Here is a 26,647-nt window from a genome sequence, read left to right on the forward strand (position 1 = left end):
TTATCAAGTTCCAAAAAAACGGCAAGCTCATGTATGAGGTTTGCCGCTTAAGCGCTGTTCGGTCGCCATAAATGACGACCCTACACAATACTGATGAAGGGTGCACATCTACGTGCGACCTGACGTAGGGTACACATCAATGTGCGATCCGACGAAAGGTGAACATCTACGTGCGACCTGACGTAGGGTGCGCATTCATGCGCACCGGTTTTATTTCAGTAGCAGATTGGCGATGGTGCGCACGCCAAGACCGGTGGCACCAGCTGACCATTGATCCACCGCACTTTTGCGGTAGGTCGCAGAACAGTCGATGTGCAGCCATCCTTGCTGATACTTGCTCACAAAGTGAGAAAGGAACGCCGCCGCGCTGCTGGCACCTGCGGCATGCGCCGGGCTGGCAATATTGTTCAAATCGGCAAAGTTTGACGGCAGATGGCTGCGGTGAAACTCCGCTAGCGGCAGACGCCAGAAGGCTTCGTTTTCACCGGTTGCGCTGCCCAGCAGTGATTCCGCCAGCACATCATCAAAGGTAAACAGGGCGTGATAATCGTTGCCCAGCGCCGTTTTCGCTGCACCGGTCAGGGTTGCTGCATCAATCAGCAACTCAGGATTTTGCTCGCTGGCATCAATCAGGCCATCGGCCAGCACCAGACGTCCTTCGGCATCGGTGTTCATCACTTCCACGGTTTTACCGTTACGGTAACGGATAATGTCGCCGAGACGGAATGCGTTACCGCTCACCATGTTGTCTGCGCAGCACAAGTACAGCTTCACGCGTTTGTTCAGACCGCGTGAAATCGCCAGCGCTAAGGCGCCAGTGACGGTGGCCGCGCCGCCCATGTCGGACTTCATCGAATCCATAAAGCCGCTCTGCTTCAGGCTATAGCCGCCGGTGTCAAAGGTGATGCCTTTGCCAACCAGACAAGCGTAAACCGGGGCATTTTCGTCGCCGGTGGGGTTGAAGTCGAGCGCCAGCAGCACCGGCGCGCGGGTTGAACCACGGCCTACGGTGTGAATGCCGGCGTAACCCTGCTCACGCAGATCTTCGCCTTTGGTAATGCGATAGCTGACGGCATTGCCGCCCACTTCATTGATCAGATCGATGGCACTGTGCGCCAACTGCTCCGGACTCAGATCTTCCGCTGGCAGGTTGATGGTGTCGCGGACCCAGTCAACGATCTTCAGACGACGATCAAATTCAGTCTGATCGTTTTCGCTCAATGCTGGCCACTCTACCTGGCGCTTGCCTTTCGGGCTGCGATAGCCTTGCCAGAATGCCCAGCACTTCTCCAAATCCCACTCTTCACCGCTCAGAGCAACATGGCGGATCCCCTGACCGTCCAGCTTACGCCCCGCGCGCTGGATGCTCATCAGCGCATCGGCGCCAGTCAGGTGGATTGTCATGCCACTTTCAGTGCTGCTCAGCAGTGCTTTTTCACCCCAGCGCGCATCGGCGGCCTGGGAGCTGAGCGTAATTGTCATCGGTTGTGTTGTCATCGCGTGGCTCCGTTTGCGTTAGGTGTCACCTTGCGCCAGAACCGGCGCAAGGGGTGCATGAATTAGCGGGACGTGGCGGGCGTTAATGCCCGTAAACGGCTTACCGCTTTATTGACCAGCTCAATGGCGTAGTCAATTTCCTCTTCGGTAGTAAAGCGTCCCAGCGAGAAGCGCAACGAGCTGTGTGCCAGCTCCTGCTCAACGCCCATGGCGCGCAATACATAAGAGGGTTCGAGACTGGCCGAGGTACAGGCGGAACCGGACGACAGCGCCAGATCTTTCAGCGCCATAATCAGCGATTCGCCATCAACCTGAGCAAAACTGAGGTTGAGGATATTCGGTGCGCCCTGCTCAAGCGAACCGTTGATATTCACATTCTCTAACTGGCTGATGCCGTGCCACAGACGAGCGCGCATAGCCGCCAGACGCGCCATTTCACTGCTCATCTCTTCACGTGCAACGCGATACGCTTCGCCCATACCCACGATTTGATGTACTGGCAAGGTCCCGGAGCGCATACCGCGTTCATGACCGCCGCCGTGCATCTGCGCGTCGATCTGTAATTTAGGTTTACGACGCACCCACAGCGCACCAATGCCTTTTGGACCGTAGATCTTATGCGCTGAAAACGACATCAGATCCACCGGCAGTACCGCGACATCAATCGGCAATTTGCCGACGCTTTGGGTGGCATCAACATGGAACAGGATGTCACGCGCGCGGCACAAGGCACCCAGCGCGGCGATATCCTGAATCACGCCGGTTTCGTTGTTCACATGCATCAGGGAAACCAGAACGGTATCGTCGCGCAGTGCGGCTTCCAGCATCGCAGGCGTGACAATGCCATCGCTGCCGGGTTGCAGATAGGTGACGTCGAAGCCTTCACGCTCCAGTTGCTGGCAGCTATCCAGCACCGCTTTGTGCTCAGTTTGGCTGGTAATAACGTGTTTGCCGCGCGCCTGATGGAACTGTGCCGCGCCTTTAATGGCGAGGTTATCAGCTTCGGTGGCACCGGAAGTAAAAACGATTTCACGCGGATCGGCATTGACCAGCTCTGCAATCTGATTGCGCGCCACATCAACGGCTTCTTCAGCCTGCCAGCCAAAACGGTGAGAACGGGAAGCGGGGTTACCGAAGGTGCCATCCAAAGTCAGGAACTGCATCATTTTGGTGGCAACACGCGGATCGGCAGGCGTTGTCGCTGCGTAATCCAGGTAGATCGGTAATTTCATTGCGCTAAAACTCCGTATAAAAAATCATACGTCTTTATAGCACGATTCAGCCCCGGCTGTGTGAACAGCAAGGGCTGAAGGAGAGCGGATTAAGCACGCAGATTAACGTTGATGGTTTCCTGCATACGATGCTGCTGGAAGCGGCGAGTATCGTTCATGTTCTGACGATCTGCCACATCAAGGATTTCCTGGTTGTTCACCAGTTCAGCCAGCGTGATGTTGTTGAGGAATTCGCTGATGCGTTCGCTCAGGTCACGCCACAGGACGTGAGTCAGGCAGCGTTCGCCGCCCTGGCAGCCTTCTTTGCCCTGGCACTTGGTGGCATCAACGGATTCGTCAACAGCGGTAATGACCGCGCCAACGGCAATCGCGCCAGAATCTTTACCTAGCAGATAACCGCCACCTGGACCACGAACGCTGGCCACTAAACCGTGCTTACGCAGACGTGAGAATAACTGCTCCAGATAGGAGAGCGAAATGCCCTGACGCTCAGAAATGTCAGCCAGCGGCACCGGGCCCTCGTTCGAGTGCAGTGCAACGTCCAGCATAGCGGTTACGGCATAACGTCCTTTGGATGTCAGTCTCATAGCATACAACCTCGTAAGCGTCCGTCCGGGTATCGGCGGGCTATCTGATGAATTGACGCCAGTCTGCCATTCCTGAGTAAAACGGTCAACTATTTAACCAAGTAATTTACTCAACTATTTAACCAACTGTTTTAGTCAACTATTACCCTTATCACCTTTAGGCTTTTGGAAGGATGCCAACATGCCGCGCAGGATGTTAAGTTCATCACGTTCCGGGCGCGCGCGGGTATAAAGACGGCGCAGTTTGCTCATCACCTGGCTTGGCGTGCCTTCGCGGATAAAGCCGCTCTCCAGCATCATTTTTTCGATGTGCTGATAGAAACGCTCCAGATCGTCCACCAGCGGATACGGTGACTCTTCTTCCTGCGGTTGTGGGTTGGCTTTCTCCTGCGCGTCCAGCCATGCCATACGCACTTCGTAGGCGATGATCTGCACCGCCATCGCCAGGTTCAGCGAGCTGTATTCCGGGTTTGCCTGAATGGCCACGTGATAGTGGCATTTCTGCAACTCTTCGTTGGTCAGGCCAACGCGTTCGCGACCAAACACCAGTGCCACCGGTGCCTGCTGACCCTCTTCCACACTTTTGATACCGCATTCACGTGAATCCAGCATCGGCCATGGCAACGAGCGAGAACGTGCGCTGGTGCCGACAACCAGGCTACAGCCGGCAATCGCTTCGTCCAGCGTATCAACGATCTTCGCTTCGCCGATCACATCACTGGCACCCGCAGCGAGGGAGATGGCTTGTGAGTCAGGCTTCACCAGCGGGTTGACCAGATACAGATTGGTTAAGCCCATGGTTTTCATGGCACGGGCCACGGAACCCATGTTGCCGGTGTGCGAAGTTTCTACCAGTACGATTCGGATGTTATGCAGCATATTAGTGAGCAGGTGAGAAAATGATGGCGCGCATCCTAACATAAAAGTAGGACATTTGCTGAACACGCTGATATACTCCGCGCCGTTTTCCCCGTTCTTTAACATCCAGCGAGAGATACCGATGCATCCGATGCTCAACATCGCCGTGCGCGCAGCGCGCAAGGCCGGAAATTTAATTGCCAAGAATTATGAAACCCCGGACGCTGTCGAAGCCAGCCAGAAAGGCAGCAACGACTTCGTTACCAATGTTGACCGTGACGCAGAACGTCTGATTATCGAAGTGATTCGTAAATCCTACCCGCAACACTCCATCATCACCGAAGAAAGCGGTGAACTGGCGGGCGATGATCAGGACATTCAATGGGTAATCGATCCGCTGGATGGCACCACCAACTTCATCAAACGTTTACCACACTTCTCTGTATCTATCGCTGTGCGCATCAAAGGCCGCACTGAAGTGGCTGTGGTTTACGATCCAATGCGCAACGAACTGTTCACCGCTGTACGCGGTCAGGGCGCACAGCTGAATGGTTATCGTCTGCGTGGCAGCACCGCGCGTGACCTGGATGGCACCATCCTGGCAACCGGTTTCCCGTTCAAGCTGAAACAGCACGCAACCCCTTACATCAACATCGTGGGCAAACTGTTCACTCAGTGTGCTGACTTCCGTCGCACTGGCTCTGCTGCGCTGGATCTGGCATACGTGGCCGCTGGCCGCGTAGACGGTTTCTTCGAGATCGGCCTGAAGCCCTGGGATTTCGCTGCCGGTGAACTGCTGGTGCGTGAAGCGGGCGGTCTGGTGACTGACTTCACCGGCAACCATGGTTACATGCTGTCCGGTAACCTCGTTGCGGGTAACCCACGCGTCGTGAAAGCCATGCTGGCTTCTATGCGTGAAGAACTGAGCGAAGCGCTGAAGCGCTAAGCACGAAAAAGGCGGATATCATATCCGCCTTTTTTACGCCGTTAAAACGGACGTAACCCGCTACTCATCATCGGCTGTGCGCTCTGCCACAGTAACCACCCTGCTAACACCAGCACCACCCCGCCCATTAACGCCAGTGCAGACATCACGACTTTCGCGCGTTGCGAATCGCCGTTTGCCGCACCCAGCTTCTCAGCTAAGCGCCGCGACCGCTGTACCAGAAAGCCCATTGCCGAAACGGTCACCGCGGTTCCGATGGCCATCGCCACCGCAGAGGCAACGCCCCACGCATAAACCCCAATCACCTTGGAAAACAGCAGCATCATGATGGCGCCAGAACACGGGCGCATGCCCATGGAGAACACCACCAGCGCCTGGGTTTTGCCGCTTACTGCGCGTTCCATCTGTTCCGCACTCGGCAGATGTGCATGACCGCATCCGCAGTGCTCATCATGCTGGTGATGCGGGCGAATGGCGTGAATCTGAATCTTCGCCGGCACGGGACGTAATAGCGGAAATAATGTCCGCAGCGCACGCCAGCCGACCCAGATGCCTAATGCCATCACCAGCAGATAACTGCCCTTCTCCAGCCAGTAACTGCCGAGATGCATTTGCCGCGATGAGGTTTGTAATACCACCAGCATCACTGTTACCAAACCAATTGCCACGCCACCTTGCAATAGCGCGGCCAGAAGCGTCAGTTTCATGCTGGTTTTTAGCTTCGCGGGATGCGTCGCCAGAAAGGTGCTGATCACCACTTTACCGTGGCCAGGGCCTAATGCGTGCAGCACACCATACGCCAGGCTGAAGAGCATTAAGGTCACGCCCGCCTGCTGAGGCTGCTCTGCCACTTGCTGCAGGAGCTGAGTCATCTCGCGATTCAGGACTTTCTGCCACAGCACGCTTTGTAGCAATATTTGCGACCAGTGCTGCCACAGGGTAAATCCGGCAGCGAGCATCACTATGGCCAGCAACCAAAGAGGCCACAGTCTGCGTGATCGAGAAGGCAGTGAAATCAATGACATGTCAGGGTGACCGTCTGCGCGAATTGCTGGCCGAGATCCATGTCTTCCGGCGGCGCATCGGCTTTATCCAGTGACAACGCATATTGCTTCAGCGAGTCATCCGGTTTCGGGGTGTGAAAGTCTATCTGGCAGTGTGCTTTCACGCCGTCGTCCATGGTTAATGCCTGTGGGTTATCGTAATACATATCAACAAAGTAGCTCGGGTCGAAGGTCTGGATACGATACTGTTTCGCACTCAGCGACTGCGGTTCGCCAAACGGCACAATAAACTCCAGCACCGCTTTGTTGCCGTTGCGCGACAAATTGTACTCTTTGGGCAAATTCAGGAACTTCACCCGCGTTTTGTCCTGCCACACCTCTGAGAAGTAGTGTTGCCCCAACACGTTCGCCATCACCTGCGCCGCCAGCTTTTTCCATACCACATCCCCGGGTTTCGCTTTTCCAGCATCGTAGAGCAGATCGGCTGAGGTAATTTCATCCATGGTCCACACCATCTTCATGCCCGTCAGATGATCATTCTCACTGACAAACTCGTTTTTCATATCAATAAAGCTGTGCGGATGTGACCAGGCTGCAGCGCTGAACAACAGCGTAAAGGGAATGAGTGCAATTTTCATGTGTTATAAAGTAACAATTCTCAAGTGAAGATTATACTGGTCCAGAAAAACTGTGACCCGCCTAAAAGCTCTGAGCAAAAGTCACGACAAAGTGAAGGGTTACCGCGCGGAGTTAGCTATTCTTAGCTCAAAAATGACCCGCGGATAATACTATTGATGAGTTCTGCACCTTCATCTGCACCACTCTTCAGCCGTGCCCAGCGTCGTTGCCATCTGCTATTGCTACTGTTTCTGCCTGCTCCCGCGCTAACGCTTGAAAAGCTCTGCCAGTTAAATGGTGTTGATCCTGTTGTCTCACGACAGGATATCGCGGATGTCGGTGATGAGATACAGCGCTTCCATCAACTGGAGTTACACCAGATGGTGGATGGCAGCTTCCGCATACATGGGACGGAACTGGACAGGCGGCTCTGCCTGCTCCACTGGCTGCGACGCGCGCTGCGCCTGTCGCAGGATTTCGTCTGCGAGCATTTTGCTCCCGTGCTGCGTCAACGCCTGAAAGTACTCAATATCGAAAAAGCGCTGTGGGATGAAACCAATCTGCAGGCATTGATTCAACATTGCAGCCTGCGACTGGCCCGCAATTTCACCCCGCGCGATCGCCTGTTTCTGCAAATCTTTATGAAATACGCACTGTGCCAACGGCAAAATGCACTGTTTAGTGAAAAACAGCGGACGTGGCTGTCAGCTAAAACCGAGCGTGCTGCCGCCGATGATGTCATTCACCACTGGCAGAAACGCTGCCATCTGGCACCGCACGTCAGCGAAACCGACTTCTGGACGCTGCTGTTTAGTTTGATCCATGCGCCGGATGGGCATCAGCTTGATGACCATCAATCGCAGAAGCTCATGCTGGCGGTGGAAGCGTTAATTGCCCGTTTTGAACAGCTGGCGCAGACGCGGATCAAGAACCATCACCAGCTGAAATTGCAGCTGTTCACTCATCTGGCGCAGGCGCTGGATCGCAGCCACTTTGCCATTGGCATCGATAACAGTGTGGCGTTGGATGTGGCGCACCTTTATCCGCGTTTGCTGCGCACCACCGAACGTGCGCTGTACCACTTCAGCAGTGATTTCGGTACGCAATTCAGCGCAGAGGAAGTGAGTCTGGTGGCGGTATTATTTGGTGCCTGGTTGATGCAGGAGAGTGCACTGCAGGAAAAGCAGGTGCTGCTATTGACCGGCGCGGATGCGGCAATGGAACAATTGCTGGAGCAGCAAATCCGCGAGATAACGCTGCTGCCGATCAACATTACTTACCAGGATATGCTGCACTTTCAGCGTGAAGGTGCACCGCGTGACGTGGCGCTGGTGATCACACCTTACGCCACGTCTTTACCGCTGTTTTCACCGCCGCTGATCCATGCTGAGCTGCCGCTGAGCTATCATCAGCAGCAGCGTATTCGTCAATTGCTGGAAGCTTAAGCGGCGCGAGGACGCAGGAACAGTGCCGGAAGCGCCACCAGTGCCATCACCCAGAACAGATGCCCCTGTAAATGGGTAAACAGCACGCCGCTGATCATCGTCATCACCGCAATCCCGCCGCCCATCGCCAGCGCAGAGTAAAGTGACTGCAAACGAATCACCTCAGCGCCCTTACGCGCGGCGATAAAGCGCATCGCCGCAAGATGGCACACGGTGAAGCTGCCACAGTGCAGAATCTGCGCAGCGATTAACAGTGGCAGCGCGGTGCTGGATCCCAGCATCACCCAGCGCACTAACGCACAGACACACGAAAGCAGCAGCAGATCACGGGCACTCCAGCGGCGGAACAGTCGGTTGCTGAAAGCAAAGACCACGATTTCGGCCACCACACCCAACGACCATAAATAGCCAATCACGGTGGCCGAGTAACCCGCCTCCTGCCACCAGATGGCGCTGAAGCTGTAATAGGCCGCGTGCGCCCCCTGCATCAATGTCACGCACAACATAAAGCGCCACACCGCATTCTCACGCAGCAGATCGCGCCACGCCGACCACCCGCCGCTGGCTCCCTGCCGTGCATCGCCCTGCGGGCGCGTTTCCGGCGGCAGCATCATGCCAGACAGCATCACCAGCACACCCATGCTCAGTAAGACCAAAATCGCCTGTGATGACCATGCGCTGACTAACATGCCGGTCAGTGCGGAGCTAATTACAAACGCCAGCGATCCCCATAAACGCACCGGGCCATAGGCAAGGCCGATTTGCTGTGTCCAGGTCGCTGCCAGCGCATCGCTCAACGGCACAAGCGGTGAGAAGAACAGGTTGAAGCCCACCATGACCAGCAGCAGCCATAACCATTGGCCGCCAAACCAGAATCCGACAGCAAACAGGCACGTCATTAAGGCCAGTAAACGTAAAGCGACAATCAGCTGAGAAGGATTTTTGACCTGCGAGGCAATCAATAAACTGCCAACGAATCGCGCCACCATACCGCAACCGAGCAGCAGGCCGATTTTTTCAGCATCCAAGCCAATACCTTTGAGCCAGACGCTCCAGAAAGGTAAGTAGATGCCGTAACAGAAGAAGTAGGTGAAGTAGCTGAGTCCCAGCCATCTGGCCGATCCGATGGTCATTTTGCCTCCCACAGGCATGTCGGCTGCGCCCGCAGCCCGTTGGGCCGCTACTTTGTCAGACGCTTGGGAAAAAGTGAAATAAAAGGTCGGATAGCGCGCATAAAAAAAGGATGGCCAGCGCCATCCTCTTTCATCACATCAGCGTGCCAAATCAGGCATACACAGGCAGACGCGCGCAGATATCCAGCACTTTCTGCTTAGTGCGCTCGATGGTCGCTTCGTCGTTGATGTTGTCCAGCACGTCAGCAATCCAGCCAGCCAGTTCGCGAACTTCTGCTTCTTTGAAGCCACGACGGGTGACTGCTGGGGTACCGATACGAACACCTGAGGTCACAAACGGGCTCTTCGGATCGTTTGGTACGCTGTTTTTGTTAACGGTGATGTTGGCACGGCCCAAAGCAGCATCCGCTTCTTTACCGGTCAGGTTTTTGCTCACCAGATCGATCAGGAACAGATGGTTATAAGTACCGCCTGAAACGATGTTGTAGCCACGCTCCAGCAGAACCTCAACCATTGCTTTGGCGTTTTTAGCCACTTGCTGCTGGTAAGATTTGAACTCTGGCTCCATCGCTTCTTTGAACGCCACCGCTTTACCAGCGATTACGTGCATCAACGGACCACCCTGACCACCCGGGAACACCGCGGAGTTCAGTTTTTTGTACAGGTCTTCGTCGCCGTTTTTCGCCAGAATCAGACCGCCACGTGGACCCGCGAGGGTTTTGTGGGTGGTTGAGGTGACGATGTGAGCATGTGGAACCGGGTTCGGGTACACATCAGCCGCGATCAGACCGGCAACGTGCGCCATGTCAACGAACAGGTATGCGCCCACGCTATCAGCGATTTCGCGCATTTTTGCCCAGTCGCACACGCCAGAATAAGCGGAGAAACCACCCACGATCATTTTTGGCTTATGGGTTTGAGCCAGTTCAGCCAGTTCGTCGTAGTTGATTTTGCCGGTTTCGTCGATGCCGTAAGGGATGACGTTATACAGCTTGCCAGACAGGTTCACTGGAGAACCGTGGGTCAGGTGACCACCGTGCGCCAGGTTCATACCGAGGATGGTGTCGCCCGGCTGCAGCAGCGCAGTGTAAACCGCGAAGTTAGCCTGAGAACCAGAGTGTGGCTGCACGTTGGCAAAATCTGCGCCAAACAGCTCTTTGGCGCGGTCGATGGCCAGCTGCTCAACGATATCAACGTATTCACATCCGCCGTAGTAGCGTTTGCCCGGATACCCTTCCGCATATTTGTTGGTGAGCTGTGAACCTTGCGCCTGCATTACGCGTGGGCTGGTGTAGTTTTCAGAAGCAATCAGTTCAATGTGCTCTTCCTGACGCACCTTCTCTTGCTCCATAGCCTGCCACAACTCGGCATCATAATCGGCAATGTTCATATCACGCTTTAACATCCGGCATCTCCTGACTAGCTAACTTTTTAACGGCAGTTTAAGCCCCGGCAAGGGGCGAAGGCCAACAGTGTAAACGGTTTTGACAGGTGACGGTAGCGCCAATCCCCTCTTTTTACGCAAACGATTGGCACGGCGCTGGAACGGGTTTTTTACGCATTTTTGCAAGCCTGTAAATCACGATATTTGCTCACGCTGGAGGGGAATATTTTTCAGGTTTGTGGGCCAGCTTCCAGCTTCAGTGCTTAACCCGCAAGCAAAACAGGGGATTTACAGGCCAGGTGAACGATCATAAGATGTATTTAAAATACATGTTTAACTTCACTGTGAGGCATTCACCATGCTAGATGCGCAAACTATCGCTACCGTTAAGTCATCCCTGCCCGCTATTGCTCAGCTTGGCCCGCAACTCACCGGACATTTCTATCAGCGTTTATTAACGCAACATCCGGAACTGAAAAACGTCTTCAATATGAATAATCAGCGCAGCGGTAATCAGCGTGAGGCGCTGTTTAATGCCGTTGTTGCGTATGGCAGCAACCTGGAGAATCTGGCGGTGCTGCTGCCGGCGGTAGAGAAGATTGCGCAGAAACACACCAGCCTGAATATTCAGCCGGCGCAATATGCGGTGGTGGGTGAAACATTGCTGGCGACCATCGAAGAGCTTCTTAATCCCGGCGATGACGTTTTGCAGGCGTGGGGAAAAGCTTACGGCGTGCTTGCCGATGTTTTTATCCAGCGTGAAGAGGCTATCTACCGCGAATCGGAAGAGAAAGTCGGCGGCTGGCGTGGCGCACGTGACTTCCGTATCCGCGCTATCAACAATGAAAGCTCTGTGATCAAAAGCTTTGAACTGGTACCCAACGATGGTCAGCCCGTAGCCGATTTTCTGCCCGGACAATATCTGGCCGTTAGTCTGCGACCTGAAGGTAATGAGAATATCCAGCATCGCCAGTATTCACTCACCCATTTACCCAACGCTAAATCCTACCGTATTGCGGTGAAGCGCGAGGAGCACGGCAGCGTTTCTGGCTGGCTCCACGCTAATGCGAAGGTGGGTGATATTGTGCAATGTGCTGCACCAGCGGGTGATTTCTATCTGCAGACTGAAGCAAAAGCGCCGATCACGCTGATTTCTGCGGGTGTGGGTCAAACCCCGATGCTGGCGATGTTAGCCAGCCTGGCCGAGCAGCAGTATGCGGGCGCGGTTAACTGGCTGCATGCGGCCGAATGTGGTTCGCAGCATGCTTTTGCGGATGAAGTACAAGCCACAGGCGCACGCCTGCCACACTTCTCCAGCCATATCTGGTATCGCCAGCCTGAAAGCCAGGACAGTGGCCGTTATGATGCGCGGGGATTAATGGATCTCGCGGGCATTTCCAGCGAATTGAATCAGGCTGACCGCCAGTTCTGGCTGTGCGGACCGCTGCCATTTATGCAGTTTGTCGCGCGTCAGTTGGTTGATGCCGGCGTCGGTGCCGATCGCATCCATTATGAAGTCTTTGGCCCACACAAAGTGCTGTAAACAAAAAAGCCTGCGCAATGCAGGCTTTTAAACAGGCTAGCGAAGGGGCTCAAATCGCCTCTTCATCCTCTTCACCGGTACGAATACGCACCACGCGCGCCACATCGAACACAAAGATTTTGCCGTCGCCGATTTTACCGGTCTGCGCGGTTTTCATAATGGCTTCAACGCAGGTGTCGACGATGTCATCACCTACCACCATTTCGATTTTCACTTTTGGCAGAAAATCGACCATGTACTCTGCACCACGATACAGCTCAGTATGGCCTTTCTGGCGACCAAAGCCCTTTACTTCACTGACCGTCATCCCGGTGATGCCCACTTCGGCCAGAGCTTCGCGCACATCATCGAGTTTGAATGGTTTAATAATTGCATCGATCTTTTTCATGACGGATCCTTTTTTCACTCCCTCCATGATGGACGGATAACAAATAGTATAACCCGTCCTACTTCAAGTCGCAGAGGGGTTGGCTGCTCTCTTTCACCCGAATCACTAAATTGAATCAGTTCATCGGAAAGTTATCGTGTGCCGCCATCCTGCAACCCGAACTATTTAGGGTAGTCAATGGATGAATCAATATGCCGCAGCAAGCTACTCTTTAAATTCACTGGCGTCCAGCTCATGGCGTGACAGCAGCTTATAGAATTCAGTACGGTTACGTCCAGCCAGACGCGCGGCGTTAGTGACATTTCCTTTGGTCATCTGCAGCAGCTTGCGCAGATAGTTCAGCTCAAACTGATTGCGAGCCTCAACAAAAGTCGGCAACGCGGTATTTTCACCCGCTAACGCCTGCTCAACCAGCGCATCACTGATCACCGGTGACGTGCTCAGCGCAACACACTGTTCGATCACGTTCACCAGCTGACGTACGTTGCCAGGCCAGCTGGCTCCCACTAAACGTTTCATCGCATCCACTGAGAAGCTGCGCACGAAGGGTTTATGGCGTTCAGCCGACTGGCGCAGCAGATGATTCGCCAGCAGCGGAATATCTTCAGCGCGTTCATGTAGCGCCGGTATTTTCAGATTCACCACATTGAGGCGATAGTAGAGATCTTCGCGGAAACTCTTTTTCTCCATCGCTTTTGGCAGATCGCGATGGGTGGCAGAGATGATACGCACGTTGATATCGACATCCCGATTACTGCCGAGCGGACGTACTTTTCGCTCCTGTAATACGCGCAGGAGTTTGACCTGCAACGCCTGCGGCATATCACCAATTTCATCAAGGAACAGCGTGCCGCTCTCTGCCGCCTGGAACAGCCCTTCTCGCGCGCTCACGGCGCCGGTGAAGGCCCCTTTGGCGTGGCCAAAAAGTTCAGATTCCAGCAGTTGCTCTGGTAAAGCACCGCAGTTGATGGCGATAAACGGCTTATTTGCACGTGGGCTGGCGGCATGAATCGCCTGTGCCAGCACCTCTTTGCCGGTGCCGCTCTGGCCATTGATTAACACGCTAACGTCGGATTGCGCCACCATGTGCGCCTGATCCAGCAAACGCAGCATCTGAGGATTGCGCGTTACTACCGCTTCACGCCAGGTGTCATCGCTGACTGGCGCACGCTGTGCCAGCGCTTCATCGATGGCTTTATACAGCGCGTCACGATCCACTGGCTTCGTCAGGAAACTGAACACGCCCTGCTGCGTCGCGGAAACCGCTTCAGGAATAGAGCCGTGTGCCGTGAGAATGATCACCGGCAAGCCTGCATGGCGTTTCTGGATTTCGCCAAACAACGCCAGCCCGTCCATTTCATCCATGCGCAGATCGCTGATCACCAGATCAACTTTCTCTTTTTGCAACTGGCGCAAAGCATCCGGGCCACTTGCGGCGGTGGTCACCTGAAAACCTTCACTGCTTAAACGCATCCCGAGCAGCTTCAGCAGGCCAGGATCATCATCCACCAGCAGTAAACGTGCAGACTGTTTCATGGTCACTGATCCTCACTTTGTGCATCACTGGCACCGTGCGATGTGTCGCTGCTGTCCGCCGGTTTACGAGACGACAGCTGGCGTTCGATGTCAGTCAGGCGCTCAAGCTTACGCTGAGTATCCTCCAGCGATTGCCGCAATTTGGTTTGCTGCTGGCGCAGGCCATCCAGCTCGGAATCGTGACTTTGCTGAAGTGCAGCATAGCGGCTGCGTTCAGCGCTTAATGCCAACTGCGCCGCCTGGTTACTGCGCCACAAAATCAATAACGGGCGCACGGAGGCAGGATAGGATGCGCTGTAACCATCTAACGTATCGACGAACTGGCGGCGCTCAAAGGGCGTCACATTGCCATTTGCCAGCAGAATGCCTTGTTTAAAAGCACGCGACCAGCCTTGAACCGGCCAGCGACGCGCTTCAGCCCGGGCTTCCGCAGGCGATAAACGCTCGCCGCAGTCGATAGCACGCTGCCAGTAAAGTGGATTGCTCATCGCAGCTGGCGATTCAATCTTCCATACGTTTTGACAATCGGTTGCCAGATAATCAGGCAGCCGCACTTCCGGCTCAGGAAGATTGGTGCCGTCGTGCAACGCGCTGCTCGTCGGCGCGGTCTGGCAGGCACTCAAGCCGAATGCCACCAACGCGCAGCTAAAAATTTTAATCAGGGTGTGTTTCATTAATCAGGCATTCCCGGCACTGGTCGTCAAAATGATTCGAAAACAGACATCCGCATCCTTGCGCGTTACCAATTGCAAATCGCCTTGCATCCTGCGCAGACAATCTTTGGCGATGCTTAAACCCAGCCCGCTGCCCTTAACTGGCCCTTTACGCTGCTGGCTGCCCTGAAAAAAGGGCTCAAAGATCATCGCCTGCTCTTCAGCCGGAATCGGTGTGCCGGTGTTCGCCACCTCAATCCACACCTGGTTGCCTTTCTGTTGGCTCTGCAGCCAGATGTTACCGGATTCGCTGCCGTAGTTCACGGCGTTCGAATAGAGGTTATCGATGACCCTTTGCAGCAATGTTGCCTCTGCCAGACAGTGCGCCACCTGAAGATCAACATGCGTGGTGATCTGACGCGCACTGGCGGGCAATGAATGGATTTTAACGACCGAATCAACGATGTCATGAAGCGCCACCGGCTCGAGCGCCATCGGACCATCCGCCAGTTTGCGGTTGTAATCCAACAGTTGTTCGATGAGACGTTGCAGATGACGGCTGCTGGTGTCGAGGATTGCCACCACTTCCTGCTGTTCCGGATTGAGCGGCCCAGCCACCTGATCGGCCAATAATTCCGTGCCTTCACGCAAGCTGGCAAGCGGGGTTTTCAGTTCGTGCGAGAGATGACGCAAAAATTCATGACGCTGCTCCTCCAGCCAGCTCAGACGCTCGCTAAGCCACACGATACGCTGGCCAAGTGAGCGGATTTCACGCGGACCGCGAAAACTCACGCTGTCACCGAGCGCTTTGCCTTGCCCCAGTCGGTTAATCATCCGTTCTACGCGTTTTACCGGGCCGATAATCATGCCGGTAAACAGCAATACTAGCGCAAGGCTAATCAGGAAAAGAATCAGCGCCTGCCAGCCGAAAAACTGGCCGCGGTCGGCGATTTCACGCTGGAGTTGCAAGCCGCGAGAAAATACTACTTCACGCGTCGCCTGCACCATTTGCGCATTGGCATCTGAGAAATGTTCGAGAGCCGTGGCGGCTTTTGCCACTGGGTTACCATTATCACACTGCACGCTTGCGAGCTGCGGCAAGGTCTCCTGTAGCGCTTTGAAGGAAGGAAGATCCGGCAGGCTATCTGCATGGCTGGTGAGCATCTGCCCGTATCGCGTCCACTGCGTCTGATAGAGCTTTTGCAAGGTGGCATCACCTAACACGCAATATTGACGATAACTGCGTTCCAGCTCGAGCGCCGTGCGCGCCATCGCCTCGCTGCGGCGGACGTCAGTGAAGGTATTGCGGTTGGTATCCGCCGCCTGATTACTGAGCGCAGACAGGCTCTCCCAGGCTTGCCAGGCCAGCACCAGCAATGGCAACAGGACCAGCAAAAAAGCCATCAAGACCAACTGCCGCAGGGATCGGGGAAACAGACGCCATCTCTTCACTACCGCGCTTCCTTAAATGTGAGCTGCTGGCATGCTAACGAAGTATCAAAAGGGAAGAAAGTACAGAAAGGAAAACGGCAGCCCTTTTGGGCTGCCGTGAGAGCGACGCCGCAGCATCGCTTGCAGAATAGGTGGAGCCTAACTCAACGTTGCGTCCGATGCTTGATAACGTTGCAAAGCAAGCGATTATCGGTTGGGTGGACGGCAGGCTCCGTTTGGTGCGTCATTCGAATTTTATGAGCTCAACCGCAGTGCGGGGCAATCATAGACAGGTGAATGAGCAACGAAGTAAGTATAGCAACTATCGTGCCAGAAATGAAATAGCATTAATTATCAGAGTAATGCGAGGTGTGCCGCAGTATTTTAAGAAAAAGCGGACCGGCTGGTCTGATGAAAGTGTCGCTGATCAGCAACGAGTTCAAAGATGAAAAATTGAGGCATTATAAATCAATGATTTAAATGTCACCATTTAGCGACACTCTACCTGCGCATTTGTCGCCGATTTCAGACAGTTTTCGCAAGCCAGCTCAAAGTACCTGATTGATTGATTGATTGATTGATTGATTGATTGATTGATTGATTGATTGATTGAGTGAGTGAGTGAGTGAGTGAGTGAGTGAGTGAGTGAGTGAGTGAGTCTGGACCAGCCGGGCAAAAGAAAGGCCGCCCTGCGGCGGCCTCTGATGCTACTGGCTAATTTAGCCCAGTTGCTTACGTGCGTTACGGAAGATACGCATCCACGGGCTGTCCTCGCCCCACTCTGCCGGATGCCAGGAGTTGCTCACGGTGCGGAACACGCGCTCTGGGTGCGGCATCATAATGGTGACGCGACCGCTCTCGTTGGTTACCGCAGTGATACCGTTCGGCGAGCCGTTCGGGTTGGCTGGATAATTTTCGGTGACTTTACCGAAGTTGTCCACGAAGCGCAGCGCCACCAGACCTTTGCTTTCCAGCTGGGCCAGATGTGCACCATCACGCACTTCCACGAAACCTTCACCGTGTGAAACAGCGATAGGCATGTGGGAACCGGCCATGCCGTCCAGCAGCAGCGATGGACTCGCAGCCACTTCGACCAGGCTGAAACGTGCTTCAAAACGCTCTGACTGGTTACGGACGAAGCGTGGCCACAGTTCGCTACCCGGAATCAGCTCACGCAGATTCGACATCATCTGGCAGCCGTTACACACGCCCAGCGCCAGCGTCTGTGGACGGTGGAAGAAGTTTTCGAATTCGTCACGCACACGGCCGTTGAACAGAATCGATTTCGCCCAACCTTCACCTGCACCTAATACGTCACCGTAAGAGAAGCCACCGCATGCTACCAGCGCCTGGAACTCCTCCAGACCACGGCGGCCCGCCAGCAGATCACTCATGTGCACATCGACAGCGGTGAAACCAGCACGGTGGAAGGCAGCCGCCATCTCAACGTGGGAGTTCACGCCTTGCTCGCGCAGCACGGCAACACGTGGACGCGCACCTGTGGCGATCATCGGTGCAGCGACATCTTCTTCTGGCTTGAAGGTCAGATGGACGTTCAGACCTGGATCGTTATCGGCTTTCTTCGCTTCGTGTTCCTGATCGGCACAGGCTGGGTTGTCACGCAGACGCTGCATCTGCCAGGTGGTCTCTGCCCACCAGGTACGCAGCGTATTACGGCTTTCGCTGTACACCGCACTGTCACCAGAACGAATCACAAAGCGATCGCCCGGCAGCGCCTGGCCAATCACATGTACATTGCTGCTCAGGCCATGGTCGGAAAACACTTGCTCAACGGCGGCGCGATCGGCTGCATTAATCTGGATCACTGCACCCAACTCTTCGGTGAACAGTGCTGCCAGCGCATCGTTGCCCAGCGCGGCGATGTCGGCTTCGATACCACAGTGGCCAGTGAAGGCCATTTCTGCCAGCGTTACCAGCAGGCCGCCATCTGAGCGGTCATGGTAAGCCAGCAGTTTCTGCTCGGCCACCAGCGCCTGAATGGCGTTGAAGAAGCCCGCCAGTTGAGATGCATCACGCACGTCGGCTGGCTTATCGCCTAACTGACGATAGACCTGTGACAGCGCGGTAGCACCCAGGGTGTTAGCGCCGTTGCCCAGATCAACCAGCATCAGCAGGTTATCCTGGTCTGCTTGCAGCTGAGGCGTCACGGTGCGACGCACATCTTCTACACGTGCAAAGGCGGTGATGACCAGCGACAGCGGTGAGGTCATCTCGCGTTCTTCAGTGCCCTGCTGCCAGCGGGTTTTCATCGACATCGAGTCTTTGCCGACCGGGATAGTGATTCCCAGCGCTGGGCAAAGCTCTTCGCCAACCGCTTTCACTGCCGCGTACAAACCGGCATCTTCGCCTGGGTGACCCGCTGCAGCCATCCAGTTCGCAGACAGCTTCACGCGCTGCAGGGAACCAATGGAGGTGGCGGCCAGGTTGGTCAGCGCTTCACCGACCGCTAAACGGCCTGAGGCAGCGAAGTCCAGCAAGGCTACTGGCGCACGTTCGCCCAGTGAGAAGGCTTCGCCGTGATAGCTGTCCAGGCTGGCGGTGGTGACTGCACAGTTGGCCACCGGGATCTGCCATGGGCCGACCATCTGGTCACGCGCCACCATACCGGTTACCGAACGGTCACCGATGGTAATCAGGAAGGTTTTCTCTGCCACGGTTGGCAGATGCAGTACGCGATTAACGGCGTCAGCCACGGTAATCCCGTCACGCACCAGCGCATCGCCTTTAGCTTGCTGAGTGGCAACATCACGCGTCATCTTCGGCGTTTTGCCCAGCAGCACGTCCAGCGGCATATCGATAGGATTGTTATCGAAGTGGCTATCCGCCAGGTTCAGGTGCAGCTCTTCGGTGGCTTCACCAATCACCGCATAAGGCGCACGTTCACGCTTGCACAGCTCGTCAAACAGCGCCAGCTGAGCCGGTGCCACTGCCAGCACGTAACGTTCCTGGGATTCGTTACACCACACTTCCAGCGGGCTCATGCCTGGCTCATCGTTGAGGATGTCACGCAGGTTGAAGTTACCGCCACGGCCACCATCGCTGACCAGTTCTGGCATCGCGTTAGACAGACCGCCTGCACCCACATCGTGGATGAACAGAATCGGGTTGGCTTCGCCCAGCTGCCAGCAACGGTCGATCACTTCCTGGCAACGACGCTCCATTTCCGGGTTGTCACGCTGTACCGATGCAAAATCCAGATCCGCATCAGACTGACCAGACGCCATTGAAGAGGCTGCACCGCCGCCCAGACCAATGTTCATCGCAGGGCCACCGAGTACGATCAGTTTCGCGCCAACAACGATCTCACCCTTCTGCACGTGGTCAGCACGGATGTTACCAATACCGCCCGCCAGCATGATCGGCTTATGGTAGCCACGCAGTTCTGAGCCATTATGGCTGTTCACGCGCTCTTCATAGGTACGGAAGTAACCGTTCAATGCCGGACGGCCAAATTCGTTGTTGAACGCTGCGCCACCCAGTGGGCCTTCGGTCATGATATCCAGCGCGGTGACAATACGATCCGGCTTACCGAAATCTTCTTCCCACGGCTGTTCAAAGCCCGGAATACGCAGGTTGGAGACGGAGAAACCGACCAGACCCGCTTTCGGTTTCGCGCCACGTCCGGTAGCACCTTCATCACGGATTTCACCGCCGGAACCGGTCGCAGCGCCAGGCCACGGTGAAATTGCGGTTGGGTGGTTATGGGTTTCAACCTTCATCAGGATATGCGCATCTTCCTGATGGAAGGTGTATTCGCCCTTCTGCGCATCGGCGTAGAAGCGGCCCACCTTTGAACCTTCCATCACAGCGGCATTGTCTTTATAAGCAGACAGCACGTGCTCAGGGTTATGTTCAAAGGTGTTCTTGATCATTTTAAACAGCGACTTCGGCTGCTTTTCACCGTCGATAATCCAGTCGGCGTTGAAGATTTTATGACGGCAGTGCTCTGAGTTTGCCTGAGCAAACATGTAAAGCTCGATGTCGTTCGGATTGCGGCCCAGTTTGGTGAAAGCATCCAGCAGATAGTCGATTTCGTCATCGGCCAGCGCCAGGCCCAGCGTGGTATTGGCCTGTTCCAGCGCAATGCGACCCACACCCAGCACGTCCACGCTTTTCAGCGGCTGTGGCTCGTGGTGTGCGAACAGTTGCTGCGCATCATTCAGGTCACCAAACACGGTCTCCATCATGCGGTCATGCAGCAGGCTGGCCAGCTGTTGCCATTGCGCTTCAGTCAGCTGTGGTGCCTGCACATAGAATGCCATACCGCGCTCAAGGCGAAGAACCTGAGGCAAGTCGCAGTTGTGGGCAATGTCGGTGGCTTTTGAAGACCACGGAGAAATGGTGCCGGGACGCGGCGTCACCAGCAACAGACGCCCTTGTGGCGCGTGCTCGGCGAGAGAAGGACCGTACTTCAGCAGACGTTGCAGGCGGGCATGTTCATCCGCACTGAGTGGTGCGCTGACATCGGCAAAATGGACGTACTCGGCGTAAATATCACTCACTGGCAGGTGAGCGTCCTGAAAGCGGGTCAGCAGTTTATTAACACGAAATGCCGACAGAGCGGGCGAACCACGCAGAATTTCCATCATCAAAGATCTCTCGTCTTTGAAGCGCCGGGCGACGCTTCATTGGGCGCAACAGGGAAAACGGGCGGTATTATAGAGAAAGCGCGCGGGTTACGAAACCGTTTGCGCATAAAATCTGGCACACAGCATTTGGCTGAATTTTGCACAATTCTTGCTATATAAGTTGCCCTGCTGCGCTTTGTTGCGCAAAATGCCCCTCGCTCTGGGAGTAAAAACAACACAAATACTGCCTTAAAAAGACAGAGGCCTGTGAGCCATTACGAGACAACTATTTGAAACGCCTGAAAATAAACTATCTGTTTATCGGTCTGATCACCGTGCTGCTTGCGCTGGCACTGTGGCCTTCCATCCCCTGGTACGGGGGCGGAAATGACGCGTTATCACAGATTAAATCACGTGGAGTGCTGCGCATCAGTACCGTCAACTCCCCGCTGACTTACTACACCATCAATAATGCACCAGCCGGTATGGATTACGAGCTGGCGAAACGCTTCGCCGATTATCTTGGCGTCAAACTTGAGGTCACGGTGCGTCCGAACCTCGGCGATCTGTTTGACGATCTCGATGATGGTAAGGCGGATTTGCTCGCAGCTGGCTTGATCTATAACGGTGAGCGCCTTGCCCACTATCAAAGTGGACCGAGCTATTACTCGGTATCGCAACAGCTGGTGTACCGCATTGATAAGCCACGGCCGAAGAATCTCGGCGATCTGAAAGGCCGCCTGATTGTGCAGTCCGGTTCGGCATATCTGTCAACTTTACGTTCCGCCAAAGCTGACAGCTATCCCGATCTCGATTGGGCGATTTCCACCGATCAGGGACAGAAAGCGCTGCTGGAAGCCGTCGCCGATGGCAAGCTGGATTACACCGTGGGCGATTCGGTCACCATCGGCCTGTTACAGCGCATCCATCCGCAGCTGGCGGTGGCGTTCGACATCACTGACGAAGAACCGGTCACCTGGTATCTGCCCCGCAACGATGACGACAGCCTGAATGCGGCGATGCTCGACTTTTACAGCCAGATGGGCGAAGAAGGCACGATGGCGCGCCTCGAAGAGAAGTATCTCGGTCACGTGGGTACTTTTGATTATGTGGACACCCGCACCTTCCTGCGCGCGATTGATAACACGTTGCCGGATATCAAACCGCTGTTTGAGAAGTATGCAGCGAGCATGGACTGGCGCCTGCTGGCCGCGATTTCGTATCAGGAGTCGCACTGGAATCCGCAGGCGACTTCGCCCACCGGCGTGCGCGGCATGATGATGCTAACGCGTAACACCGCTGACAGCCTCGACGTTAACGATCGCCTCGATCCCGAGCAAAGCATTCGCGGTGGCAGTGAATACCTGAAGCGGATGATGGAGAAGGTGCCAGAGACGATTCCTGACGATGAACGCATCTGGTTTGCACTGGCGGCCTATAACATGGGTTATGCGCACATGCTCGACGTGCGTAAGTTGACGGCAAAACAGGGCGGTAATCCAGACAGTTGGGCTGATGTGAAATTACGTCTGCCGATGCTGAGCCAAAAGCGTTACTACGCTCAGACCACCTATGGTTATGCACGCGGCCACGAAGCCTATAACTACGTCGAGAATATCCGTAAGTATCAGATCAGTCTGGTGGGCTACCTGCAAGAGCAGGATAAACGTTTAGCGCAGCAGTCGGCGCTGGAAGCGGAGTTAGGCGCCGGTTACCCGGCGGTCGAACCAAAGATTGCGATGAACTAACCTTCGCGCTGCGCCTGACGCAGCGCTTTCTTTTGCTCTCGGCGCATGCGAAAGAAATCACTCAACATCCCGGCGCACTCTTCTGCCAGCACACCGCAATCAATCTGAATCTGATGATTCATGCCTGGATGGCCAATCACATCCATGAGTGAACCCGCTGCGCCGGTTTTCTCATCTTTTGCGCCATACACCAGTCGCGTAATGCGGCTGTGCACCATCGCCCCGGCGCACATCACGCAGGGCTCCAGCGTCACATACAATGTGGTGTCGAGCAGGCGATAGTTTTCGAGGATTTTACCGCCCTGACGCAGCGCCATGATTTCGGCATGCGCGGTGGGATCGCACTGACCAATCGGTCGGTTCCAGCCTTCGCCTATTACTTTATCGCCCTGCACTAACACCGCGCCCACCGGCACTTCGCCCTGTTCCCACGCGCGGCGCGCCAGCTCCAGCGCATGGCGCATCCAATGTTCATCAGTTTGTGGGTTCACCAGGCAGCTCCTGCGGATTTAAAGGCGGCGCATTATAGACGGAATTGCCGCATGATTCACTCCAGCTGTTGCAGCTCACCACGCGGTGTGACCCGCCAGCGGTGCTGGCAGAAGAACAGCAGCGGGTTATCCTGTTTGCTGTCGCTATAGCCGCTGTAGAGTTGTAATGGCGTGCCAATCTTCTCTTCGAGCTGTGCCACCTTTTCATGGCCGAGACAACGCATCGCCAGCACTCGTCCGCCATTACCTGGCTGCATCTGGCTGGCAATCAGTTGTACGCGCGGCAAGAAGGCGGAATCAAAATAGACCTGCTCTACCAGCGATTGCGGTGAGCCGGTGATCAGCCACACATCTGCATCATCGCTGCTGAGGTAATCAGTCAGACGTTGTTGCACCACCGGAAAGGCGGTGACACGTTGGCGGAACCATGTCGCGAACTCCGCTTCACGCTGGCGCAGGCGCGGCTCACTGTGACCGAAGGTAATGGCCCATAACAGCAAGCTCATTGGCCAGCGTGCAGCGCGCCCTTTAAACAGCATCCCCAAACCAATCACCGGCAACAGCGGCACCACCAGCAGCACGTTGATCGGCTGGCGTCGCAGCAGATAACGCATAAAGGTGCCAAACATGTCCTGCTGATGCAGCGTGCCATCAAGATCGAAAAACACCACGCGGCGTTGCGTACCCTTTGTCAAACTCCACTCCTTATCTTTCCTTTCTACGGCTTGCCCTACAGTGTAGCCAGCTTCAACGACGGGGGCGAAAGCGGTCATTTTTAATTCCTGGCGCCACAATGCCAGCTGAATAGTTTATTCTTTGTATCGGCGTGCTGTCATTAAAACCTGACGGTGTAAAAGAGACTAAGCTCAAGCGGGATTAGAAGGATTAAGGATCGAACATGAGTTCATTGCTGCGAATTCGCCAGCTCTACCCTCGACTGGCGCTAAATGAGCGTCGACTGGCGGATTTTTTGCTGTCGCAGCCGGATCGGGCACGGCATCTGAGTTCACAAAAACTGGCTGAGGAATCGGGCGTCAGCCAGTCGAGCGTAGTGAAGTTTGCCCAGAAATTGGGCTATAAAGGATTTCCTGCGCTGAAACTGGCGCTGAGTGAGTCGCTAGCAGATCGCGACGCGATTACCGTTCATAACCACATTCTCAGCGACGATCCTCTAAAAGTGGTGGGCGAGAAGCTGCTGGCAGAGAAGATATCGGCCATCCGCGCCACGCTGGATATCAACAGCGAAGAGAAGTTGCTACAAACGCTGCAACTGCTGAAAAATGCCAATCGCATTCTTTTGGTAGGCATTGGCGCATCTGGATTAGTGGCGAAAGACTTCTCATGGAAGCTGATGAAGATTGGCATCAACGCGGTCGCCGAGCAGGATATGCATGCTTTGCTGGCGAGCGTTCAGGCAATGGCGCCGGGGGATGTGCTGCTCACCATTTCTTATACCGGTGAGCGAAGAGAGATTAACCTTGCGGCCCAGGAAGCGGCGCAGCTGGGTGTCGACGTGCTGGCGTTTACCGGCTTTACCCCCAACTCACTGCAACAGTGCGCTTCGATTTGCTTGTACACGGTTGCCGAGGAGCAAAGCACGCGCAGTGCCGCGATCTCATCGACCAGTGCACAGCTGGCGCTGACCGATCTGCTGTTTATGGCATTGGTGCAGCACGATCCTGAACGTGCCTCAAGCCACATCCGGCACAGTGAAGAGTTGGTAAAAAAACTGGTGTGACGCGAAAAAGGCCGTTATCCGGCCTTTTTGCTTTGCGGCGTAGAATCGTGACGGCAGGCCTGGCGACTCGCGTGTTGCAGGTTGTGCAGGCACTCATCGCATAAAGAGGCATCGTCTGATATCCAGCGAGCCAGCCAACCTCGCGCAACTCCGCAATGAATACATTGTTGCTTTACAAACATTTCTTTCAACGAGTTAATTTTTTTCATAGTGCTTACGACAAGCGTTTACGCTGATAATTACCGCACAAAATGATAACTCGGAGTTTTCCTAATTCCTATCTAACCTTTGATGAATTTTGCTTCAGTGAGTTCTATCCCCACTTTGTTTGATTCAGCGCAATAAACCCTGCGTCCTTAAAAGCCGGTTTTATGATAAGGTGCGCGCCTTCTTTCTCTGGCTGACGGCGATCATGGCTTTACTCATTACGGCGAAATGCATCAATTGCGATATGTGCGAACCTGAATGCCCGAACCAGGCCATCAGTTTAGGTGAGGCGATCTATGAGATTGATGTTGACCGCTGCACCGAATGCGTGGGTCATTATGATGTGCCGACCTGCCAAAGCGTCTGCCCAATTGATAACACCATTATTACTGATCCACAGCACCCGGAAACCCGTGAGGCGCTGTGGGAGAAGTTTGTGGTGCTACATCCTTAATCTTCGATGATCACCGTAGCGCAAGCATAATGGCGCTCATCGGCCAGCGTCACATGCACATGTTTCACGCCCAACTGGCTAGCAATCACTTTTGCCTGTTCGAAAAAGCGTAAGCCCGGTTTGCCCAGCGCATCGTTGTACACTTCGAATTGATTAAACGCCAGACCACCTCGAATGCCGGTACCAAAGGCTTTGGCCGCCGCTTCTTTCACCGCAAAACGTTTGGCGAGAAAGCGCACCGGTTGCTGGTGCGCCTGATATTGCTGCCACTCGGCTTCGCTCAAAACGCGTCGAGCCAGTCGATCGCCGGAGCGTTCAATCACGCCGGCAATACGTTCGATTTCAACGATGTCGCTGCCGAGTCCAAGAATCGCCATTAACGACGCGCTTCCCGCATCAGCTGCTTCATCTCTGACACCGCATCCGCCAGACCACTGAACAGCGCGCGGCCAATGATGGCGTGACCAATGTTCAGCTCATGCATTTCAGGCAATGCCGCAATGGGTTGCACATTGTGATAGGTCAGGCCATGGCCGGCATTCACCTTCAAACCGAGGCTGGCTGCGAATGTGGCTGCTTTACGAATGCGCGACAGCTCGGCTTCACGCTCCAGCCCTTCCGGTGCTTCCGCATAGGCGCCGGTGTGGATCTCAATGTAGGGCGCACCGCTGGCAACGGCCGCTTCGATCTGACGGTGATCGGCATCAATAAACAGCGACACCAGAATCCCCGCGTCGCTCAGCAGACGAACCGCAGCGTTGATTTTGTCCTGCTGACCCGCCACATCCAACCCACCTTCGGTGGTCACTTCCTGGCGCTTTTCCGGCACCAAACACACGAAGTGCGGCTTGATGTCGCAGGCAATGTCGATCATCTCATCGGTCACCGCCATCTCCAGATTCATGCGCGTCTGGATGGTGTTGCGCAGAATACGCACATCGCGATCGGTGATATGACGACGATCTTCACGCAGGTGCACAGTGATGCCATCTGCGCCCGCCTGTTCAGAAACAAACGCCGCCTGGACTGGATCGGGATAATTCGTGCCACGTGCGTTACGTACGGTGGCGATGTGGTCAATGTTGACCCCTAACAGCAACTCAGCCATGACAATCCTTAAATAGGTTCAGTGTGTTTGCAGTGTACCGTGCTGAGAATATCAGGC

The 26,647-nt window shown here is 54.9% G+C and carries 23 protein-coding genes; 6 read left to right on the plus strand and 17 right to left on the minus strand.

Features of this window, described 5'->3' with window-relative positions; genetic code table 11:
• Nucleotides 1-210: 210 nt before the first annotated feature.
• The 4 genes from pepB to trmJ all read right to left on the minus strand — a co-directional run bounded on the left by pepB (nt 211) and on the right by trmJ (nt 4,195).
• A complete protein-coding gene (gene pepB / locus ACXI0A_RS16435; protein WP_476147663.1) occupies nt 211-1,497 on the minus strand; it encodes an aminopeptidase PepB in 1,287 nt (428 codons plus the stop codon).
• Nucleotides 1,498-1,559: 62 nt separating this feature from the next.
• Nucleotides 1,560-2,729, minus strand: a complete 1,170-nt coding sequence (locus ACXI0A_RS16440) for an IscS subfamily cysteine desulfurase (RefSeq protein ID WP_476147662.1) — start codon at nt 2,727-2,729, stop codon at nt 1,560-1,562.
• Nucleotides 2,730-2,818: 89 nt separating this feature from the next.
• On the minus strand, nt 2,819-3,316 hold the full coding sequence (gene iscR, locus ACXI0A_RS16445; RefSeq protein WP_224930540.1) for a Fe-S cluster assembly transcriptional regulator IscR: 498 nt from the start codon (nt 3,314-3,316) through the stop codon (nt 2,819-2,821).
• Between the two features lie 135 nt (nt 3,317-3,451).
• Nucleotides 3,452-4,195, minus strand: coding sequence for a tRNA (cytosine(32)/uridine(32)-2'-O)-methyltransferase TrmJ (gene trmJ, locus ACXI0A_RS16450; protein ID WP_224930537.1), 744 nt, complete (start codon nt 4,193-4,195; stop codon nt 3,452-3,454).
• A 121-nt stretch (nt 4,196-4,316) separates the two neighbouring features.
• Here trmJ and suhB point away from each other — a divergent pair, with 121 nt between their 5' ends.
• The gene (gene suhB / locus ACXI0A_RS16455; protein ID WP_224930534.1) at nt 4,317-5,120 is read left to right on the plus strand and encodes an inositol-1-monophosphatase; all 804 of its coding nucleotides are present in this window, start codon (nt 4,317-4,319) and stop codon (nt 5,118-5,120) included.
• 41 nt (nt 5,121-5,161) lie between these two features.
• Here the strand turns inward: suhB and ACXI0A_RS16460 are convergent, their stop codons facing one another.
• Nucleotides 5,162-6,145, minus strand: a complete 984-nt coding sequence (locus ACXI0A_RS16460; protein WP_476147659.1) for a HoxN/HupN/NixA family nickel/cobalt transporter — start codon at nt 6,143-6,145, stop codon at nt 5,162-5,164.
• Entirely contained in the window at nt 6,136-6,762 is a 627-nt protein-coding gene (locus ACXI0A_RS16465) for a DUF1007 family protein (protein WP_476147658.1), read from the minus strand. The genes ACXI0A_RS16460 and ACXI0A_RS16465 overlap by 10 nt, the downstream gene beginning before the upstream one ends.
• A gap of 156 nt (nt 6,763-6,918) precedes the next feature.
• On the opposite strand from ACXI0A_RS16465, the gene csiE reads away from it, so the two are divergent.
• Nucleotides 6,919-8,187, plus strand: coding sequence for a stationary phase inducible protein CsiE (gene csiE / locus ACXI0A_RS16470; protein WP_476147656.1), 1,269 nt, complete (start codon nt 6,919-6,921; stop codon nt 8,185-8,187).
• On the opposite strand, the gene ACXI0A_RS16475 is transcribed toward csiE, so the two are convergent.
• Nucleotides 8,184-9,320: a 3-phenylpropionate MFS transporter gene (locus ACXI0A_RS16475; protein ID WP_476147654.1), complete on the minus strand. Its 1,137-nt coding sequence runs from the start codon at nt 9,318-9,320 to the stop codon at nt 8,184-8,186. The two genes, csiE and ACXI0A_RS16475, sit on opposite strands and share 4 nt — an antisense overlap.
• A 151-nt stretch (nt 9,321-9,471) precedes the next feature.
• A complete protein-coding gene (glyA, locus tag ACXI0A_RS16480) occupies nt 9,472-10,725 on the minus strand; it encodes a serine hydroxymethyltransferase (RefSeq protein ID WP_224930521.1) in 1,254 nt (417 codons plus the stop codon).
• Between the two features lie 337 nt (nt 10,726-11,062).
• On the opposite strand from glyA, the gene hmpA reads away from it, so the two are divergent.
• A complete protein-coding gene (hmpA, locus tag ACXI0A_RS16485; RefSeq protein ID WP_476147652.1) occupies nt 11,063-12,247 on the plus strand; it encodes an NO-inducible flavohemoprotein in 1,185 nt (394 codons plus the stop codon).
• Between the two features lie 49 nt (nt 12,248-12,296).
• Here the strand turns inward: hmpA and glnB are convergent, their stop codons facing one another.
• The 5 genes from glnB to purL form a co-directional block, all read right to left on the minus strand.
• Complete coding sequence (glnB, locus tag ACXI0A_RS16490) at nt 12,297-12,635, minus strand: nitrogen regulatory protein P-II (protein ID WP_039329891.1); 339 nt, start codon at nt 12,633-12,635, stop codon at nt 12,297-12,299.
• A 204-nt stretch (nt 12,636-12,839) separates the two neighbouring features.
• A complete protein-coding gene (gene glrR / locus ACXI0A_RS16495) occupies nt 12,840-14,171 on the minus strand; it encodes a two-component system response regulator GlrR (RefSeq protein WP_224930515.1) in 1,332 nt (443 codons plus the stop codon).
• 2 nt (nt 14,172-14,173) lie between these two features.
• A complete protein-coding gene (gene qseG, locus ACXI0A_RS16500; RefSeq protein ID WP_476147650.1) occupies nt 14,174-14,845 on the minus strand; it encodes a two-component system QseEF-associated lipoprotein QseG in 672 nt (223 codons plus the stop codon).
• Between the two features lie 3 nt (nt 14,846-14,848).
• Nucleotides 14,849-16,276: an ATP-binding protein gene (locus ACXI0A_RS16505; RefSeq protein WP_476147648.1), complete on the minus strand. Its 1,428-nt coding sequence runs from the start codon at nt 16,274-16,276 to the stop codon at nt 14,849-14,851.
• A 698-nt stretch (nt 16,277-16,974) separates the two neighbouring features.
• Nucleotides 16,975-20,865 (minus strand): phosphoribosylformylglycinamidine synthase, encoded by a 3,891-nt coding sequence (gene purL / locus ACXI0A_RS16510; protein WP_476147646.1) that lies wholly within the window; start codon nt 20,863-20,865, stop codon nt 16,975-16,977.
• Between the two features lie 269 nt (nt 20,866-21,134).
• On the opposite strand from purL, the gene mltF reads away from it, so the two are divergent.
• Complete coding sequence (gene mltF, locus ACXI0A_RS16515) at nt 21,135-22,592, plus strand: membrane-bound lytic murein transglycosylase MltF (protein WP_224930505.1); 1,458 nt, start codon at nt 21,135-21,137, stop codon at nt 22,590-22,592.
• Here mltF and tadA read toward each other — a convergent pair.
• Together tadA and yfhb are read right to left on the minus strand one after the other, a co-directional pair.
• A complete protein-coding gene (gene tadA / locus ACXI0A_RS16520) occupies nt 22,589-23,083 on the minus strand; it encodes a tRNA adenosine(34) deaminase TadA (protein ID WP_224930502.1) in 495 nt (164 codons plus the stop codon). The genes mltF and tadA overlap by 4 nt on opposite strands.
• Before the next feature lie 56 nt (nt 23,084-23,139).
• A complete protein-coding gene (gene yfhb, locus ACXI0A_RS16525) occupies nt 23,140-23,778 on the minus strand; it encodes a phosphatidylglycerophosphatase C (protein ID WP_224932005.1) in 639 nt (212 codons plus the stop codon).
• A gap of 203 nt (nt 23,779-23,981) precedes the next feature.
• On the opposite strand from yfhb, the gene ACXI0A_RS16530 reads away from it, so the two are divergent.
• Complete coding sequence (locus ACXI0A_RS16530; RefSeq protein ID WP_224930499.1) at nt 23,982-24,821, plus strand: MurR/RpiR family transcriptional regulator; 840 nt, start codon at nt 23,982-23,984, stop codon at nt 24,819-24,821.
• A gap of 412 nt (nt 24,822-25,233) precedes the next feature.
• Nucleotides 25,234-25,482, plus strand: coding sequence for a YfhL family 4Fe-4S dicluster ferredoxin (locus ACXI0A_RS16535; RefSeq protein ID WP_476147644.1), 249 nt, complete (start codon nt 25,234-25,236; stop codon nt 25,480-25,482).
• Here ACXI0A_RS16535 and acpS read toward each other — a convergent pair.
• The gene (gene acpS, locus ACXI0A_RS16540) at nt 25,479-25,859 is read right to left on the minus strand and encodes a holo-ACP synthase (protein ID WP_034825626.1); all 381 of its coding nucleotides are present in this window, start codon (nt 25,857-25,859) and stop codon (nt 25,479-25,481) included. The genes ACXI0A_RS16535 and acpS overlap by 4 nt on opposite strands.
• Nucleotides 25,859-26,590 carry a pyridoxine 5'-phosphate synthase gene (gene pdxJ, locus ACXI0A_RS16545; protein WP_224930490.1) on the minus strand — a complete coding sequence of 244 codons (732 nt, stop codon included), beginning with the start codon at nt 26,588-26,590 and terminating at the stop codon, nt 25,859-25,861. The genes acpS and pdxJ overlap by 1 nt, the downstream gene beginning before the upstream one ends.
• Between the last annotated feature and the right edge of the window lie 57 nt (nt 26,591-26,647).

The sequence above is a fragment of the Pantoea sp. C1E2 genome (assembly GCF_056491465.1).